The 14,429-nt window shown below is 69.8% G+C and carries 18 protein-coding genes and 2 pseudogenes; 12 read left to right on the plus strand and 8 right to left on the minus strand.

Annotation, left to right across the window (positions count from 1 at the left end):
* Positions 1–53 precede the first annotated feature (53 nt).
* The 7 genes from KVT14_RS09760 to KVT14_RS09790 all read left to right on the plus strand — a co-directional run bounded on the left by KVT14_RS09760 (position 54) and on the right by KVT14_RS09790 (position 4,779).
* Positions 54–530 (plus strand): ATP-binding protein, encoded by a 477-nt coding sequence (locus KVT14_RS09760; protein ID WP_217615483.1) that lies wholly within the window; start codon positions 54–56, stop codon positions 528–530.
* Positions 531–933: 403 nt separating this feature from the next.
* Positions 934–1,326: a hypothetical protein gene (locus KVT14_RS09765; RefSeq protein ID WP_217615484.1), complete on the plus strand. Its 393-nt coding sequence runs from the start codon at positions 934–936 to the stop codon at positions 1,324–1,326.
* Positions 1,327–1,372: 46 nt separating this feature from the next.
* Positions 1,373–1,726, plus strand: coding sequence for a DUF6221 family protein (locus tag KVT14_RS09770; protein WP_217615485.1), 354 nt, complete (start codon positions 1,373–1,375; stop codon positions 1,724–1,726).
* A 417-nt stretch (positions 1,727–2,143) separates the two neighbouring features.
* Positions 2,144–2,500, plus strand: coding sequence for a lipopolysaccharide assembly LapA domain-containing protein (locus KVT14_RS09775; RefSeq protein WP_217615486.1), 357 nt, complete (start codon positions 2,144–2,146; stop codon positions 2,498–2,500).
* A 54-nt stretch (positions 2,501–2,554) separates the two neighbouring features.
* Positions 2,555–3,019 carry a hypothetical protein gene (locus KVT14_RS09780; protein WP_217615487.1) on the plus strand — a complete coding sequence of 155 codons (465 nt, stop codon included), beginning with the start codon at positions 2,555–2,557 and terminating at the stop codon, positions 3,017–3,019.
* 117 nt (positions 3,020–3,136) lie between these two features.
* Complete coding sequence (locus KVT14_RS09785) at positions 3,137–4,123, plus strand: acyl-CoA desaturase (RefSeq protein ID WP_217615501.1); 987 nt, start codon at positions 3,137–3,139, stop codon at positions 4,121–4,123.
* 314 nt (positions 4,124–4,437) lie between these two features.
* The gene (locus tag KVT14_RS09790) at positions 4,438–4,779 is read left to right on the plus strand and encodes a hypothetical protein (RefSeq protein ID WP_147794187.1); all 342 of its coding nucleotides are present in this window, start codon (positions 4,438–4,440) and stop codon (positions 4,777–4,779) included.
* Positions 4,780–5,099: 320 nt separating this feature from the next.
* Here the strand turns inward: KVT14_RS09790 and KVT14_RS09795 are convergent, their stop codons facing one another.
* Together KVT14_RS09795 and KVT14_RS09800 are read right to left on the minus strand one after the other, a co-directional pair.
* Positions 5,100–5,537 carry a hypothetical protein gene (locus KVT14_RS09795; protein ID WP_217615488.1) on the minus strand — a complete coding sequence of 146 codons (438 nt, stop codon included), beginning with the start codon at positions 5,535–5,537 and terminating at the stop codon, positions 5,100–5,102.
* Positions 5,534–5,893, minus strand: a complete 360-nt coding sequence (locus KVT14_RS09800) for a lipopolysaccharide assembly LapA domain-containing protein (RefSeq protein ID WP_217615489.1) — start codon at positions 5,891–5,893, stop codon at positions 5,534–5,536. The genes KVT14_RS09795 and KVT14_RS09800 overlap by 4 nt, the downstream gene beginning before the upstream one ends.
* A 344-nt stretch (positions 5,894–6,237) precedes the next feature.
* Here KVT14_RS09800 and KVT14_RS09805 point away from each other — a divergent pair.
* Positions 6,238–6,414 (plus strand): annotated as a pseudogene (locus KVT14_RS09805) (ArsR/SmtB family transcription factor); the annotation flags it as partial.
* A 137-nt stretch (positions 6,415–6,551) separates the two neighbouring features.
* Entirely contained in the window at positions 6,552–6,758 is a 207-nt protein-coding gene (locus KVT14_RS09810; RefSeq protein ID WP_254630681.1) for a hypothetical protein, read from the plus strand.
* A gap of 30 nt (positions 6,759–6,788) precedes the next feature.
* On the opposite strand, the gene KVT14_RS09815 is transcribed toward KVT14_RS09810, so the two are convergent.
* Positions 6,789–7,115: a hypothetical protein gene (locus tag KVT14_RS09815; RefSeq protein WP_217615490.1), complete on the minus strand. Its 327-nt coding sequence runs from the start codon at positions 7,113–7,115 to the stop codon at positions 6,789–6,791.
* An 89-nt stretch (positions 7,116–7,204) separates the two neighbouring features.
* Here KVT14_RS09815 and KVT14_RS09820 point away from each other — a divergent pair, with 89 nt between their 5' ends.
* From KVT14_RS09820 to KVT14_RS09830, 3 genes are all read left to right on the plus strand, one after another.
* Complete coding sequence (locus KVT14_RS09820; protein WP_217615491.1) at positions 7,205–8,170, plus strand: hypothetical protein; 966 nt, start codon at positions 7,205–7,207, stop codon at positions 8,168–8,170.
* A gap of 130 nt (positions 8,171–8,300) precedes the next feature.
* Entirely contained in the window at positions 8,301–9,773 is a 1,473-nt protein-coding gene (locus KVT14_RS09825) for a GNAT family N-acetyltransferase (RefSeq protein ID WP_217615492.1), read from the plus strand.
* A complete protein-coding gene (locus tag KVT14_RS09830; RefSeq protein WP_217615493.1) occupies positions 9,740–10,171 on the plus strand; it encodes a hypothetical protein in 432 nt (143 codons plus the stop codon). Before KVT14_RS09825 ends, KVT14_RS09830 begins: the two co-directional genes overlap by 34 nt.
* A 54-nt stretch (positions 10,172–10,225) precedes the next feature.
* Here KVT14_RS09830 and KVT14_RS09835 read toward each other — a convergent pair whose 3' ends face one another.
* From KVT14_RS09835 to KVT14_RS09850, 5 genes and pseudogenes are all read right to left on the minus strand, one after another.
* Positions 10,226–11,392 (minus strand): hypothetical protein, encoded by a 1,167-nt coding sequence (locus tag KVT14_RS09835; protein ID WP_217615494.1) that lies wholly within the window; start codon positions 11,390–11,392, stop codon positions 10,226–10,228.
* 474 nt (positions 11,393–11,866) lie between these two features.
* Complete coding sequence (locus KVT14_RS09840; protein WP_217615495.1) at positions 11,867–12,049, minus strand: hypothetical protein; 183 nt, start codon at positions 12,047–12,049, stop codon at positions 11,867–11,869.
* Positions 12,050–12,158: 109 nt separating this feature from the next.
* On the minus strand, positions 12,159–12,284 hold the full coding sequence (locus KVT14_RS22965; protein WP_256447994.1) for a hypothetical protein: 126 nt from the start codon (positions 12,282–12,284) through the stop codon (positions 12,159–12,161).
* 33 nt (positions 12,285–12,317) lie between these two features.
* On the minus strand, positions 12,318–13,913 hold the full coding sequence (locus tag KVT14_RS09845) for a VWA domain-containing protein (RefSeq protein ID WP_217615496.1): 1,596 nt from the start codon (positions 13,911–13,913) through the stop codon (positions 12,318–12,320).
* 181 nt (positions 13,914–14,094) lie between these two features.
* Positions 14,095–14,429, minus strand: a pseudogene (locus KVT14_RS09850) (hypothetical protein); the annotation flags it as partial.

A 14,429-nucleotide genomic window follows, 5' to 3' on the forward strand; every position in this document is an offset into this window, starting at 1 on the left:
CGCACCTCCGGACGCATCCGGCGTGGGGTGCGCCGAGGAGCGGGGAGCCAGCGATGGGTACCGAGGGCCCGGACGTCCACGTCCTGCTGCAGGATCTGGACGGTGACCGCGTCGTGTGGTGGCGCGAGTCGTTCGGTGACCATCCGGCGCAGACGGAGATCGAGCTGCGGGTACCCGCGCACCGCGGCGTCGTGTGGATCGCGCGGCACTGGATCACCGACCGTGCCAGAGACAGCGGCGTCGCGGAGCATCTCCAGCTCGACATCGCTCTGCTCACGAGCGAGCTGGTCGGGAACGTGCTCGTCCACGGCTGCGGCGGTGAGCTCGAGGTCCGGTACCGCGAGACCAGCGGCCGGGTCACGGTGGAGGTGTCCGATACCGAGCCGAGCCCACCGGTGCTGCGGGACACGGGTCCGCTGACCGTCGGAGGCCAGGGGCTGCGCCTGGTCGATCTCCTCGCCGCGAGCTGGGGACACCGTGAACGACCCGGCACGCCCGGCAAGACCGTGTGGTTCGCGATCGAGCCGTGACGCAGGCGAGCTGCCGGTTCGTTCGACCAGAGCACCGATCTCGAGCCAGCGATCGTGTCCTCCCCAGCCGCTCCGCACGGGTGCTGAGGGCCGCGACGCCGCGCGATAACCCGGGCCCGGGCTGATCCGGAGCCGTTCACACCCGGGGGCGGGTACGTCGGCCGGTCCGAGGCGTAGCCTAGGGAGCAGCCCGGCAGCGACCTCATCTTTCTTGGTGCGCCTCGTCCCGGATCGTTCGTTCGGAGGGCGTCATGCCCGTCCCGTCCGCAATGCCCGCCCATCCCGCGACCATGGCCCGGCGCCGACGGCTCACGCACGCCGCCGACGCCCGGCCCCTCGCTGACGCGATCGCGTTCTCGTGACCACGGTCCCTTCTGGAGCGGACCGCCGACCTGCAGGATCGGTGCCTGCGCAGGGCGGGCAGCTGCACGACCTCCTCCGCGCATGGGCGCGCGGGATCGATGCGCTCGAGGCCGCAACGGAGCTGCTGATCCGTGCGGGCCTGGCTGGGCCGACGCACCCATGGGTATGCCGGGCGCCAGGGCGCGCAGACGGCCGGGGCGTCGCGTGGATCGACTTCGCGGCCGTCTCCGCGTACGTGGGTCCGATGTCGCCCTCCGAGCGGCGGGTGCTGCTGTTCGCCGCGTCGCTGTCCGATGTCGACGCGGCCCCGGCCGTGCGGCTGGGGGACCTGACCCGCGTGGGGCCCCGGCGACTGGACCTGCTGGCCGCAGCGCTGCGGCACGCGGGCGGCCAGCGCGATGCCTGGCGGGAACGGGCACGCGCAGGCGGATGAGAACGACCACGTGCCGCAGAGATCCCGATCCGAGGACGCTCCTTCGATGACGCTCACGGCTTTCCTCCTCGAGCGCATCGCCGAGAGCGAGGCTGCCGCCCGTCGTCAGCTGCAGGGCGGCGGCCACGGCGGACTCCGCCATGGAGCGGATCGAACGGACGACGCCGTCTACCGCAGGGATCCCGCGGACCCGGTGCGCGTCCTGGCCGAGTGCCGCGTCCGGCGGGAGCTGATCGTCCTCGCGGACGAGGCGACGGGCCTCGACGAGACCGTGGACATGGAGCGCGAGGCCGGTTCGCGGCACGACAGCGGCGTGCACTACGTCGGTGACCGGATCCTGCGCGCCATGGCGTCGCTGTACGAGGGGCACCCCGACTTTCGACCGACCTGGCGGGCCTGAGCGGCAGGCCGTGCTCGCCCTCACATCGACGGCATCGTCGTGGTCGGCGCGCCACTAGGACGAGTATCAACCAGGTGAGAGGACTCGTCTCACCGTGCGATGCGGTGTGTCCGCACGTCAGGCGCTACATCGAGGACGCGCCGATGGCGTCGGGGCCGGTGCCCGGTCATGACGTTGCACCAGGTCAGCAACCAGTTCTCTCATCAACTGCGAGTTTCTCGCGTCGAGTCGGCGCCTTCATGGAACCCGGGGCGGTTCACGCCCTGTCTCGGCGAGGCGCGGTGATCAGCGCAGACCCCGATCCCGGGGCGATGGCGCCGAGCGGCGGCCCGGGGCCTGGAGGCGTACGCTCGGAGTAACCCGGTGTCGAGGACCTCTGAGTGAGGCGACGACCCGGATCCAGCATCGGAGGGCGTCATGCCCGTCCAGCCAGTCTCCCGCTCTCGCCCGCAGCATGGCCGTGAGCCGGTGCTGCCCGAGATCCGCGACCCCCAGGACGACGTGCGTCAGCGCGGCTCGGGCACCCGGACGAGCGCCGCGTGGTTCGGCATCACGGTCGGGGTCCTCATCATGATCGCGCTGGTCGTGTTCATGCTGCAGAACACCGAATCCGTGACGGTGTCCTTCCTCGGCATGATGGGCGCGGCTCCGCTGGCCGTGATCCTGCTGATCGCGGCGTTGGGGGCGGCCCTGGTGGTCCTGCTCGTCGGCGGCCTGCGGATCGGGCAGCTGCGCCGCCGTCTGCGCAACAGCGAGCAGCGTCTCGCGCTCTGAGCACGTCGGCGACGCCGTGCGTTCGCCGCCCACCCACCGGACCGAGGTCCTGCCATGACCGCACTCTCGCCCGTCTCCTCCACCTCCCGGACCGACAACACCGCGGGTGACTTCCTGCGTGTGGTGTCCGTGCTCGAGTCCGGCCTCCCTGTTGAGCTCGGCACGGCCGCCCAGCCCGCCTCGTACACGGTCCCGCTGATCTTCTCGCGCCGCGTGAGCCCGCACGAACGTCAGCACATCGAGGATCCGTGGACCGCGGCCAGCATCGCCGAGGAGTGCGGCGGGAGCCCTGGCCTGCACCTGGTCGTGTCTGACCGGCGTCTGCTCGTCGAGGGCACCACGCTCGAGCAGCTCCGCGACGGGCTGGCCCGTGCGCTGAACGACATGCTCCAGGAGCTGGGGCGGGAGCTGCGCAGAGTCGGTGACGAACGTGCGGCGGTCGCCGAGGTGCATGTACAGGATGAACGCCGCCGCACCGCCACGGTGCATGCCGCGGTGTCGGCGATCACGTTCGAGTAGGGCCCCGTGGACACCCGCACGTCAGCCCCGACCGGGAGGGCGCCGGTCCGGCCGGCACGGGAGCGGCAGGTCAGCGAGTTCACCGACCTGAGCCGCCAGGTGCAGGAGTCCGGTCTCATGCGCCGCCGCCACGGGTACTACTGGACGCGGTTCCTGGTGCTCACCGCCCTGCTGGTGGCCACGGTCGTGACGTTCGTTGCCGTGGGCCCCTCGTGGTGGCAGCTGGTCACCGCCGCTGTCCTGGCCGCGGTGCTGGGGCAGGTGATGTTCCTGGGGCACGACGCCGCCCACCGCCAGATCTTCGAGTCGGGGCGCTGGAACGACTGGTCGAGCCTGATCATCGCGAACCTGTACGCGGGGATGAGCTACGGCTGGTGGCAGCACAAGCACTCCCGTCATCACGCCAAGCCGAACCAGGTCGGCGCGGACCCCGACATCGCGACCGACGTCATCGTGTTCCACACCGAGGACCTGCCGGCGGCTCGCACCGGCCTCACGGGGTGGCTGACCCGGCGCCAGGGCTGGTTGTTCTTCCCCGTCCTGCTGCTCGAGGGCCTGAACCTGCACGTGTCCGGCGTGAAGACGATCTTCGGTCGCGGGCCGGTCAAGCGCCGCCCCGTGGAGATCGTGCTCATCACGCTCCGCCTGGGCGGGTACCTCGCGCTGGTGTTCTGGATGCTGCCGGTCGGGATGGCGTTCGCGTTCCTGGGCGTGCAGCTGGGGCTGTTCGGCCTGTACATGGGGGCCGTGTTCGCCCCCAACCACAAAGGTATGCCGCTGGTCCCGCGGGACGTGCGGATCGACTTCCTGCGCCGGCAGGTGCTCATGAGCCGCAACATCCGCGGCAACCGGGTCATCGACACGTTCATGGGCGGCCTGAACTACCAGATCGAGCACCACCTGTTCCCCAGCATGCCGCGTCCGAACCTGCGCCGGCTGCAGCCGACCGTGCGCGCGTTCTGCGCCGCGCACGGCATCGCGTACACCGAGACCAGCCTGCACCGGTCCTACGGCATCGTCATCCGCCACCTCAACAAGGTCGGGCTCGCCGCCACCGACCCCTTCCAATGCCCGCTGGCTGCGCAGTACCGCTCGTCGCGGTGACCCACCTCGCCTGACAACCCCTGGTCGATCCAACGCCTGGCCCTCAGGGTCGGAGAGGACCCAGCACCATGAGCGCTACCACGCCTGTGCCGCACCCCGCACGCCGCGACGGATCGTCGGACGCGGTACCCGCGCCCTCGGCGAGCCCGGGAGCGAACCTCGACGACATCAACCCGTCCTACGACTCCCCGACCGATGCCGACCGCGACGCCGACGGCCCCGGTACACCTGGCGAGCCGCCGACCAGCCCCGGGCCCGACCCGTCCCGTGGGGAGCGTGACGCGCACGGCGAAACTCGATGAGGATGGTGCGAAGTGCCCACGATGCAGGAGCCAGGCTGGCGTGACTACACCGCCGACCACACGTACTGGACGGGTCGTCAGCGAGGTGAGTACGTCGAGGTCGTCCGCCTCCACAGCGGGACGTTCGCGGAGGAGGAGATCTGGGGGTCGTACCGCAGCACCGGCGCAGCAGTCGGAGCAGCAGCACAGCTCGCCTACCTGCAGGGCAAGGCCGACGCAGAGCGGGAGCTCAAGACCCGCCTGCACGAGGTGCTCGACTCGATCGGCCTCGGTGCGCTGCCGGTGGTTGCACCCGATCTGACGCCTCACGAGACGGCGCAGCTCCCTGCTGACGACCTCGGATCCGGGCGCTGAGGCCCGCCGACGCGCGGTGACAGCCGAAAGTCCCCCCGAGCCACGCACCTCGTGGCCTGTTGCGTCGGGCTGACGCGCCGGGATGGGGAGGCTCGCGGGTACGCCCGAGATCAGCCGCGCCGCGCTTCGCCGCGGTCGGTGACTCGAACCACCGCTGCGCCCGGGCTACTCGTCGCAACTTGATACGTCTCTGTACCAGTCGAGCTCGCCCGCGGACCCCCTGCGCCCGCGGACGAGCCGAGCAGCGTGCGCTGTGGCGCGGCCGCCGGCGCCTCGGCTCGAACGGGCTCGACCCGGATCGCGCCGTCGAACGGCGACGCCTACTCGAAGACGATGCGGTCCACCGACCGCTGCACGTCGACCGCGCGGTCCGCCTCCACGGACTGACGCGCGGTCGCTGCGGCCGCTCGCTCGTCGCGCTCACGGGCGACGGCGCGCCCGACGTCGGTCAGCATCAGCGCGATCTCGTGCGCGAGCCCGTCCTCGAGCTGCTCGAGGCTGGTGCGGCCGATGAGCAGGCGCCTGTCCGAGACCTGCAGCGTCACCTGCGGGTAGCCGCGCTCGGTGAGCCGGCGGACGGTCTCCGGTCCCTCGATCGCGGTCTTCTCGGGCACGGACACCTGGCGGGAGAACACGGCCGGGACCGTGTACTGCGTCGGCGCCTGGCTCGTTCCGAGCAGCGCAGGCAGGGCGCTGGTCAGGATCGACGCGAGCCGGAGCGGCTGCTCGCCGGTGGCGAGCTCGCCGTAGGCGGTCACCGTCGTGCTCCGGTCGGGTGGCCGCTGGCGGAACGGCGGCGGAGCTGGCCGATGCGCAGAGAGGCGAAGACCAGGACCACGATGCCCACGCCTAAGCCTGCGATGAGCAGCGTCAGGGCAAGCGGAGCTGTCCCGGTCATGCCGAGGAAGGAGACCGCGACGGGGCCGGTGTTCTGCAGCATGAACACGACGAGCGCGACCAGGACCAGGACGCCGACGCAGATGCCGAACCATGCGGCGCTCGTGCGGGTGCCCGAGGCCCGGGTGGGTTCGCTGGGGCTAGGTGCCCGGACCGTGGGCTCGAGGGGTTGCCGGCTGCGGGCGGGAGTGGAGTGGGAAGCAGGCTGGACGGGCATGACGCCCTCCGATGCTGGATCCGGGTCGTCGCCTCGCTAGGAGGTCCTCGACACCGGGCTAGTTCCCACTCTACGCCCGCGACCTCAGCTTTGACCGTCCAGTTCGACCGGCGCCGACAACGTCCGGGCGATCCTCTGCGCAACCGGCTTCCTGGTCCTCTTCGCAATCCTCGCCGCCGAGCTCGGGGCGAACACGCTCCTCCTCCAGCGCGCTCGCCGTGGTCGTGACCCTGGCGCCGCTCGTGCCGGCGCTCGCGCCCGGGCCGCTCAGTATGGTGAGCGGATCTCGCCAGCATCTACTGGCCCACCACCGCCCAACAGGCCGCGTACATGACCGCCGGCCACAGCCTGTCGGACTGTCCTAGCCGACGGTGTCCCACCACCTCAAGGTGCTTACCGAGGCTGGCTTCGTCACCCGTGAGAAGCGCGGGGTCTGGGCGTACTACACACTCGTTCCGGAGGTGGTCGACCAGCTCACCAGCCACATCGGGGCGCATCTGCTGGGTCACGTCAGCGAGTGAAGGCGAAGTCTCGGGCGAGATGGTTGACGGGCGGGGGCGCCTGACCCGTGTCGTGTAGTCGAACAGGTGTTCGATCGAATCAGAGCCTGAGTCGCCCGACCGGGAACACCCCGTTCCCACAGCGAGCCAGGTCGCTGATGCCCAAGCAGTACGGCACCGACGAGCACCGGCCCGAGCGCACCATCCTGGTGCGCGCCTGGGTGCTCACCGTGAATGGCGAGCGCATTGAGGTCGACGGCGACGCCGTTGCGTGGACGAAGAGAGCCGTCCGGACTCGTTTGGTCGATCGCTTCGGCTACCTCGACCACGCGTGGGTCTGGGTGGGTGCCGTCACCCGGCGGTGACGGTGCGCTCAGTCGAATGGACCGCGCTGGTCAGAGCTCGCCTGAGACGACAGCGCTCGCTTCGATCGATCCGCACGTGCCGCCGTCCTCAGCAGGGAAGGTCTCGCGGTCGACCGTCCAAGGCTCGTTCAGCTCGAACCCGGTAGTGCGAAGCAGCTCCTGGCTCACGCCCGTCGCTCGTGCCTCGAGGAGATCGATGGACTGCGAGGCGGCGGCCTCGAGCGCCTTGAGATGCGATCCGTCCACGGGCCATGCCACGTGACGGATCGCTCGGTCGAGCGACTCGATGACCACCTCGGCGTAGGTGGGCCTGTCGTTCACGAGCTCAACTCGCATGGTGGCGCGGTAGTCCGTCACGTGGTCCTCCTCACCCGCTTGGCGGCATCGAGAGCGATCGCACGGCGCGGTCGCTCGGGAACGCGCTGGGCCCCGGTACGGTCCACCGCGTGACATCAGCGAACAAGGGCGGCGGACGCGGATGCGTCGTTGCAGCATTGTGGGTCCTCGTGGTGCTGATCGCGGCGGCGCTGTCTGCGATCCCGGCGGTCGGGCCGTTCCTGGCCTTGCTCGTGCTCGCGGGCGCGGGGTTCGCGCACTGGTCGATGCGTCGCTACGAGGACGCAAGGTCGGACGGCGTGACGGCGAAGCCGGAGCGCGGCAACTCCGCGGTCCCTGAGGTCGCGGCGCCGGACGGGCCCACGGTGATGCTGATGTCGCGCGGGCGGCAGGGCGTGGCGGGCGAGGCGTACAACCGCGCGTCGATCGCGCGCGTGGTCGGGCGCCGGCGCATCGCGCCAGCTGGTGACTGGGACAGCGGCTTGGAGGTTACCGCGCTGCTGCGTCGCGAGCCGTCGAACCGCCACGACCGCAATGCGGTGCGTGTCGACCTGCTCGGACCGGACGGCCCGGGGAAGGCCGGGTATCTGCCCGCTGACGTCGCCCCCGCCTGGCGGTCCGTGCTGCAGGAGATTGAGCGGCAGGGCGCCGTGACCTCCTGCCGCGCGCGGGTGTTCCGCGGTGGGAACGCTCGCGGTGACTTCGTGGTGGTGTTGCGGTTGGCACCACCGGAGCGGGCTCTCGCGCTCAACGCGCCGCCGGCGGGGGCGGAGCTGCTCGAGCCGGAGCGGGAGTGCGCGGTCACGGGGGAGAACAAGCACCAGGACGCGATCGGGACCCGGCTCGGGCCGGTGTGGGCCACGCTGCACGCGGCGCAGGTCGAGCGGGGCGCGTCTGCTGGTGCGGAGACCATCGAGGTGCGGATCGAAGGCCGGCGCGTCGGCGAGCTCACGGCTGCACAGGGCGCCCGGTATGCATCGTTGCTGTCGCGCGCTCAGGATGTCGCTTGTGAGGCCGAGGTTTTCCAAGGTCGGACTGTGGCTGAGGTACGAACCTTCCTTCCCAAGGTCGACTGAAGCCCGCCCGCGCTGATGACGAGACGAGGGGCGTCGAGGGCCGGCGCCCGGCTCGCTGTTCACACCACAAACGGGCAGTTTCTTCAGTACGAGAATGAACGTGTCGATACGGTTTCCAAGAGGGGGCCTGATGATGCGCTCGCCGTTGGCGATCTTGATCGATACGAACGTCTTCGTGGCTGCGGAGGCCCATGCCGAGGGCGATCATGCCTACGGCCCTGCTGCCGCTGAGCTGCTGCGCGTAGCTGCAGCCGTGGGCTTCCGCGTCTGTCTCAGCGCAGCCACCGCGGCGGACGTGTCGGGCGCCGTGGGTGACGTCGGCGCTCGAAGGCGCCGGGCCCTCCGCAAGTACGACGTCTTGCCGCAGGCGCCCGTACCGGCCGCTGTGCGCGCGGTCTTCGGGCACCCGGACCGGGTGCAGCATCGCAACGACATGCAGATCGTCGCGACCTACGCGACCGGCGTAGCGGCGTTCTTGGTCAGCAACGACGCGCAACTCCGAAGTCGAGCCCGGCGGTCTGGTCTGGACAACGTCCTCTCCCTCGCCGAGGGGCTCGCCTACCTCGGCATGTTGCAGGCGCCGCGCCTGCTGCTGCCGCCCGCCGCGACTCGTGTGGAAGCGCTCGAGGTCAACATCGACGTTCCGCTCTTCGACAGCCTCAAGGACGACTACGACTTTGTGACTTGGTGGCGAACCAAGGTCGTGCCTGAACGCCGCGACGTCCTGGTGATTGGCGAACCGTCTGCGCCCGACGCGATCGCAGTGCTGAAGGACGAAGAGCATGCGCCGTGGGAACCCGGCGCGCCATCCCGGGTGCTCAAGGTCTGCACCTTCAAGGTGTCCGAGGACGCCCAGGGCGTGAGGCGAGGCGAGCTGCTCCTGAAGAGTGTCGTGGAGTACGCGCGCGAGCGCGGCCATGCGCGGATCTACCTCGAGGTCTACCCGAAACGAGAAGAGCTGATCGAATGGCTTCCTCGCTTCGGCTTCTCGCACGTCATGACCAAGCAGAGTGATGAACTGGTCTACGCGAAGCGACTTGTCCCAGTTCGGGGGGATCCGCCTCTTGATCCGCTACAGCACGCCGTGACTTACGGTCCGGGTTCCGTGCGAGTCGAACGCGCGCACATCGTCCCCATCCAAGACCGCTGGCACCGCCGGCTACTCCCCGAGGCGACAGACCAGGGCGACCTCTTCGCCGGGACCGAGGCGTGCGGCAACGCCGTCCTCAAGGCATACGTCTGCCGCGCGCCGACGAAGAAGGTCAAGCCCGGCGACATCTTGCTCTTCTTGCGGACCGGTGCCGGGCCTTCGCACGTCACCGCCATCGGCGTCGTCGAGCGGACAACACGCCCCGCGGACGTGGGAGAGCTCGTGTCTGTTGTCGGGACTCGTACGGTGTACTCCGCCGCGGAACTGGCGGCGTTCTGCGACCAGGGTCAGACCCTGGCCGTACTCTTCCGCATGGATCGCCGCGTGTCGCCGACGTGGCGGCTCGCCGAGCTTCACAAGGCGGACGCGGTCCACGGTATACCGCAGAGCATTACGCAGCTTCAACCTGGAGGAGTCGAGTGGCTGAGCAGTCGACTGGACGCGTCGTACTGATGGCCATTCGGCCCGAGTTCGCCGAGCAGATCCTGGCAGGCACTAAGACTGTCGAGTTTCGTAAGAGGCGGCTCGCTTCGGACGTGTCGGATGTCGTTCTCTACGCCAGTGCGCCTGTGAGCGCTGTTGTCGGTTCCTTCGTTGTTGCGCGCCAGGAAACTGAGCACCCGAAAGTGCTCTGGGACCGCTTCTCACGTGTTGGAGGAATCGAGCATCTGCGCTATGTCGAGTATTTCGGAGAACGCGAACTGGGTACGGGGATCGTCGTCGGGGCCGTGCGTCGACTCGCCGCGCCGATGAATCTGGGCGACTTGGGCATCAGTCACGCTCCGCAGAGCTTTCTGTACCTCACGTCCGACGTTTCGCGCACCGTCCTGGGTGCAATGGTCTTGGTGTGAGGCCCCACAGGGAGCATATATCTTTGCTTGCGATGTGCGCCTGAACCGCGATCCCTACTTGGTGGCTTCAGTATCACTGCTTTGATCTGCAGCCTGTCGCGGTCGTCGTGTCCAGCGTGGGCGGCTCGTCTGAGGTGGCGAGTCGAGATCCCCTCTGATGAAAACGCGGTCGGTAAATTCCCGGACGATCTGCTGCCTGTCCTCGTCTGGCAGGTTTGCTGTGAACGGGAGTACCTGCCTGAGTGCGAGATCAGTGCGCTTTGCTGCCCGGGCCTCGATGTGGTGCTGCTGCCCGCGCCGACCCAAGAGGGTCGCGATGCCGAGGGTGCCGAGTGAGACTGCGAGCCTGGTTAGGGACAGGCCGACGTTGGCGTCAGCGTCGGGGTTGATGCTCAGCAGGTGGTAGACGATCACCGCGAGTCCGGCCGCCCCCACGAGTGCCGCAGCAATGTCGCAGGTCCAGGCGGCGATCGTCTTGTTCCGCGCATAGGTGCCGTAGTCCGTTGCCACGATCAGGGAGGTGGTTGCGTGGACTACGTTTCGTGCCTGCTGCTCCAGGGCGTCCAATCGCGAGAGCGTCTCCGCGGCGCGATCGTCGGCGGCTTTGCTCTGTGTGTCCCACTTCTCGAGGAACGCCTCGATTCTGCTCTGGCTCTCGTTTCGTAAGCCCGTCAAGGTGTCGGCGGACTCGGTGTTGAAGTCGGCGATTGCCTCGCTGATCCTCTGTCGCTCTGCTTCTATCGATTCTCCGAGTTGTGTTTGAGTTTGTTGCAGTGCTTCCAGTCTCTCGTTCGCACTATCTGCGCGCGCGGAAACCTCGTCGATAGCTTGGCTGGCCTTTATCTGGAAGCCCTCTGTGGCGCTGCTCAGGCCCGACACGTAGTGAGCGATCTTCATAGGAGGCCAGGCCGCGAGCGAATCAAGCACGGCGTCCGCCTGTGGCGTGATTTGCGACCACGAGTAGCTGCCGTTGTTTACGAGCTCTATGTGCTGCGCGAGTGCGGAACTTGCAGCGGCGACGTTGTTGAGCATCGTCGGAGTGATCTCGTGCGGATCCGTTTCACTCCGGCGCTTTTCGAGAAGCTCGATCACCCAGCCCACGTAGGCGAGGGCGTCTCTCTCTGTGCCGTCTTCGGGCATCTCGGAAGCGTCGATCAGCGTTCGACACTGTTCGAGCGCAGGCCACGCCTGGCTGCTTGCAAAGCGGTCATCCCAGAGCATGGAGCCTCCTCGCCCACTTCCCAACGCGAGTCTGCCATCCAGGCGCCACGGGGAGTGGGTCTTTGAGAAGGCGCGTCATGCTCGACGGCCTCGTGGCACGGGCTGGCACCGCCTCCCGCCACAGACGGTCGATCGCCCCTGGGCCCATCGCGTCGAGCAGTCGCGCCACGGCACACCGAGCCGCTGACGAGCGAGGTGGTCGTCTCCTCGCGAGTTATCCGCCCGTTCCGAGCGAGCGCATCTTCGTTCCGCAACGGTGGCCGCGTGCCGTTCCGGCTGCAGCCTCAAGCGATCCGCAAAACCGGGAGGGAGCGTGCGCCGAAAGAGACCTCTCCGAGGTGGGAACTAATCCCCTCACGTCCCAGAGGCCCGGGAGGTGCGCGGGCGCTCCCGCGTGGGGAACCCGCGACGCCCCGCCGCGGCGGCGTGCCGTGCGGGATGTCGAGGTCGAAGGTACCGCCTCGTCGTCTGCGCCTACCCGTCGACACCCTCCGCCGAGAGCGCCGCCTCCGTGAGTTCGCGCGCCTCGGGGCTGCTCGACCACACGTCCGACAGCCTGCCGTCCACGACGACGGCGACGCCGAGGCCGGGCACTCCCCAGTTCACGACGACGATCTCCGGCCCGTCGGGCGGGTCGTCCTGCTGACCGGAGGTCACCCCCAGTGTGGGCACCTCGATGTGGTCCCCGCTCGGCAGCCCGAGCTGCGACCCGACGAGGTCGCAGCCCGGTTGCGCCGATCGACTCGAGGTCGGCGACGTCGATCCGCTACGGCTTGCACGGCGGCAGGGCGTTCCCTCCGGGCGGGATGGCGACCCCGCCCGACGCGCACGCGGACGAGGTCACGACCACGAGCACCCCGACGACGCGGGAGATCGTCCTGCTGACGGACATGGTCGGGAGGGTGGCGGTGCCCGTAGCCCGCCCTCAGCCCGCGACCTGCTCGTACCGCTCGATGAGCCCGACGAACTCCGACCGCAGCCCGTACGGGTCCTCCCCGAGCGCCTCCGCGGCCCGGTCGCGGGCGCGGCCCGGGTCGGCACCGTCGGCGTACGCGGACCCCGACGCGACGAGGCCGAACTCCGCGACCGCGGACGCGAACCGGAAGTCCGCGCCGGGGGAGCGGGTGTACGCGTCCGCGCCGGCGGGGACGACGACCTCGGTGCTCTCGGTCGCCCCGGGGTCCTTGTAGCGCACGTGCACGGTGAGGAAGTCGTCGGAGCCGCGCGTCTTGCGGTCCTGGTAGTCGAGGTCGTCGCCGCTCCCGTCCTCGCGCCCGGCCGGCACCAGCTCGTAGAACGCCGTGACCGAGTGCCCGGCGCCGACGTCGCCGGCGTCCTTCGTGTCGTCGTCGAAGTCCTCGTCCTCCAGGCGGCGGTTGTCGTAGCCGAGCAGCCGGTACTGCGAGACGGTCGCCGGGTTGAGCTCGACCTGGAGCTTGAGGTCCTGGGCGACGACGAACATGGTCGAGTCGAATTCGTCCACCAGGACCTTGCGCGCCTCGTCGAGGGTGTCGATGTACGCGTAGTTGCCGTTCCCGTGGTCGGCGATCGCCTCCATCGTGCTGTCCTTGAGGTTGCCCATGCCGAACCCGAGGACCGAGATGTGCACGCCGGTCCGGGCGTGCTCCTCGATCAGCTCGGTGAGCTGCTCGGGCGTCGACGGGCCGACGTTGAAGTCGCCGTCGGTGGCCAGGACGACGCGGTTGTTGCCGCCCTCGACGAAGTTCTTCGTGGCGAGCTCGTACGCGGTCTCCAGGCCCCGCGCCCCGCCGGTCGAGCCGCCGGCGCTGAGCTCGCGCAGGATCCCCACGAGCGTGCGCCGCTCGCTGCCCGGCACCGAGTCGGCGAGCACGGCGTCGCTGCCGGCGTACGTCACGATCGAGACGGTGTCGTCCTCGTCGAGCTGCTCGACCAGGAGCTCGAACGACCGGGCGAGCAGCGGCAGCTTGTCCGGCTCGTCCATGGAGCCGGACACGTCGAGCAGGAAGACGACGTTGTTGCCCCGGCTCGTCGGGACGGCGTCCGTCGCCTGGACGCCGATCATCGCCAGCTGGTGGTCCGGGTCCCACGGCGCGTCCGCGACCTGCGTCGTCACGGTGAACGGGTCCTCGGCGTCCGGCGCGGGCGCCGGGTAGTCGTAGTCGAAGTAGTTGACGAGCTCCTCGATCCGCACGCCCTGCGGCTGGGTGCCCTGCGTGAGCTGCCGGCGCAGGTTGCTGTACGAGGCGGTGTCGACGTCCGAGGCGAACGTCGACAGCGGGCTGGTCGCGACGTCCTGGAACGGCTGCTCCGGGGAGTCGTCGTACTCCTCCTGGGGTTCGGTCGGGACGTAGCGCCACTGGTCGGGCGCGTACGCGTCGTCCTGCGCGACCTCCTGCCCGTAGGTGGCGTCGCTCGCGCCGCCGTTGCTGCACGCGCCGAGCGCCCCCAGCGCGAGCACGGCGGTCGCGGCGACGAGGCGGTGCCTCGAACGCCGCGCGGATCCGGGGCGAGCTGCTTCCTTCGACGTCCGATCGCGCATGAGGTCCCCTCCATCGTCCGATGGACGGCATGCTTCCGGCTCGCTGACCAGCGCGAACAGCACGAGACGGTCACGCGACCGTACCGGTCCGGTCACGGCGAGCCCGCGGCCACCCGTTCGGGCGACCCGCGAGCCGTCCGCGGGGGCCGGTCGGGGGACGGCTGCGTCCGGGCGGCCGGGCTCACGCGCCGGCAGCGGCCCGTGCCACCCCGGCGCGGGCCGGCCGCGCGTCCCCGTCCGGCGCGGTGCGCGGCGCACGGGCGGCCCGGACGCCGTTGAGGATCACGACCACCTCGGCGACCTCGTGGACGAGCACGACGCCCGCCAGCCCCAGGGTGCCGGTCAGCGCGAGCGGGAGCAGGGCGACGATGATGAGCAGCGCGAGGGCGATGCTCCCGGTCATGATGCGGCGCCCGCGGCGGGCGTGCGCGAGCGCCCGGGGGAGCAGCCGCAGGTCGTTGCCGGTGAACGCGACGTCGGCGGCCGCCGAGTCGCCGAAGCCGCGCAGGTCCACCG

Source organism: Cellulomonas sp. GbtcB1 (assembly GCF_019091725.1).
In the GTDB taxonomy this organism is placed as follows: domain Bacteria; phylum Actinomycetota; class Actinomycetes; order Actinomycetales; family Cellulomonadaceae; genus Cellulomonas.

Coding starts and splice junctions, on each gene's coding strand:
- KVT14_RS22965 (WP_256447994.1), bottom strand. CDS start 12,284: ATGTCCGTCAGCAGGACGATCTCCCGCGTCGTCGGGGTGCTCGTGGTC.
- KVT14_RS09835 (WP_217615494.1), bottom strand. CDS start 11,392: ATGCTCTGGGATGACCGCTTTGCAAGCAGCCAGGCGTGGCCTGCGCTC.
- KVT14_RS09780 (WP_217615487.1), top strand. CDS start 2,555: ATGACCGCACTCTCGCCCGTCTCCTCCACCTCCCGGACCGACAACACC.
- KVT14_RS09825 (WP_217615492.1), top strand. CDS start 8,301: ATGATGCGCTCGCCGTTGGCGATCTTGATCGATACGAACGTCTTCGTG.
- KVT14_RS09800 (WP_217615489.1), bottom strand. CDS start 5,893: ATGCCCGTCCAGCCTGCTTCCCACTCCACTCCCGCCCGCAGCCGGCAA.
- KVT14_RS09775 (WP_217615486.1), top strand. CDS start 2,144: ATGCCCGTCCAGCCAGTCTCCCGCTCTCGCCCGCAGCATGGCCGTGAG.
- KVT14_RS09785 (WP_217615501.1), top strand. CDS start 3,137: ATGCGCCGCCGCCACGGGTACTACTGGACGCGGTTCCTGGTGCTCACC.
- KVT14_RS09770 (WP_217615485.1), top strand. CDS start 1,373: ATGACGCTCACGGCTTTCCTCCTCGAGCGCATCGCCGAGAGCGAGGCT.
- KVT14_RS09760 (WP_217615483.1), top strand. CDS start 54: ATGGGTACCGAGGGCCCGGACGTCCACGTCCTGCTGCAGGATCTGGAC.
- KVT14_RS09845 (WP_217615496.1), bottom strand. CDS start 13,913: ATGCGCGATCGGACGTCGAAGGAAGCAGCTCGCCCCGGATCCGCGCGG.
- KVT14_RS09810 (WP_254630681.1), top strand. CDS start 6,552: ATGCCCAAGCAGTACGGCACCGACGAGCACCGGCCCGAGCGCACCATC.